A 1,667-nucleotide genomic window follows, 5' to 3' on the forward strand; every position below is an offset into this window, starting at 1 on the left:
GGGATGTAGGTGCTGGTTCCGCCGACCGTGCGGCGGCCGATCATCCGCTTGGCGTACTGCACCGGGATCCGGCGCTGGGACTGCTCCACGAAGACCACGAGCGCCACGGTAAGCAGGCCGATGATCAGGACAAGGAAGAACGTGCCGGGGCCCTGGGCCTTCCAGATCGCACCGAGCGAGCCGGGGAAGCCTGCGGCGATGGACGTGAAGATCAGCAGGGACATGCCGTTGCCGACGCCCTTTTCCGTCACGAGCTCGCCCATCCACATGATCAGGCCGGTGCCGGCCGTGAGCGTGATGATGATCAGGACCGTGGTGACGATCGAGCTGTCCGGGATGATGGGCAGCTGGCAGTTAGGCAGCAGCTGGCCGGAGCGTGCCAGCGACACCAGTGTCGTGGCATTGAGCAGGCCAAGTGCGATCGTGAGGTAGCGGGTGTACTGGGTCAGTTTCGACTGCCCTGACGCGCCCTCCTCGTACAGCTGCTGGAAACGGGGAATGACCACCCGGAGCAGCTGGACGATGATGCTGGCGGTGATGTACGGCATGATGCCGAGGGCAAAGATGGACACCTGCAGCAATGCACCGCCGCTGAACAGGTTGACGAGCTGGTAGATCCCGCCCGAGGTCTGACCGTTCTGCAAGCATTGCTGGACATTCTGGTAGCTCACACCAGGCGAGGGGATGAAGGCACCCAAGCGGAAGATTGTGATGATTCCCAGCGTGAACAACAACTTGCGTCGCAGATCAGGCGTGCGAAAGGCCCGGCCAAATGCGCTAAGCAAGCGTCCTCCTGAGTAATAAGTAAAGTCGTGTGAGACAGGTCAAATAAACCCAACAACCGAGTCTAACGGGTGGATGCGCCCCGCGAACAATCGGCGGGGCCCGGAAAATGAAAAAAACTCCCGGCACCGGGGGCCTGAGCCCCCGGTACCGGGAGTTTCAACAACGGGCAACTGCCCCGCCGCCTCGTTAGAGGGCGGTGGTGCTTCCGCCTGCTGCAGCAATCTTGTCAGCAGCGCTGGCCGAGAATGCGTGGACGGTGACGTCAACCTTGACGGTGATGTCGCCGGTGCCCAGCACCTTGACGGGCTGGTTCTTGCGAACGGCACCCTTTTCGACCAGGTTCTCCACGGTGACAGCGCCACCTTCCGGGAACAGCTCGTTGAGCTTGTCCAGGTTTACAACCTGGTACTCAACCCGGAACGGGTTCTTGAAGCCGCGCAGCTTCGGCAGGCGCATGTGCAGCGGCAGCTGGCCGCCGGCAAAGCCAGCCTTGATCTGGTAGCGGGCCTTCGTACCCTTGGTACCGCGACCAGCGGTCTTACCCTTGGAACCTTCACCACGACCAACACGGGTCTTGGCGGTCTTGGCACCCGGGGCGGGACGCAGGTGGTGAACCTTCAGTGCGTTCTGCTTCTCAGCGGCGCCCTGTGCCTTTTCGGCGGTGTTCTTCTCTGCCATTTACTTCGCCTCCTCTACCTTTACCAGGTGCGGAACCGTGTTGAGCATCCCGACGGTCACGGCGTCGGCGGTGCGGACAACGGTGTGTCCGATCCGCTTCAGGCCGAGGGACCGCAGGGTGTCGCGCTGGTTCTGCTTGCCGCCAATGGCGGACTTGATCTGAGTGATCTCCAACTTTGCGTCGGAGACAAGCACGTTCTTAG

3 protein-coding genes are annotated in these 1,667 nt (G+C 62.0%); all 3 read right to left on the reverse strand.

Annotated features, from left to right (window positions below; translation table 11 throughout):
* A partial coding sequence (locus tag LQV45_RS30555; RefSeq protein WP_230010996.1) for a preprotein translocase subunit SecY occupies positions 1-785 on the reverse strand: 785 nt, incomplete at its 3' end.
* Between the two features lie 187 nt (positions 786-972).
* A complete protein-coding gene (gene rplO, locus LQV45_RS30560) occupies positions 973-1,464 on the reverse strand; it encodes a 50S ribosomal protein L15 (RefSeq protein ID WP_018773677.1) in 492 nt (163 codons plus the stop codon).
* The coding region (rpmD, locus tag LQV45_RS30565) for a 50S ribosomal protein L30 (RefSeq protein ID WP_230010998.1) at positions 1,465-1,667 on the reverse strand (203 nt) is incomplete at its 5' end.

The sequence above is a fragment of the Microbacterium sp. Bi128 genome, from assembly GCF_918698205.1.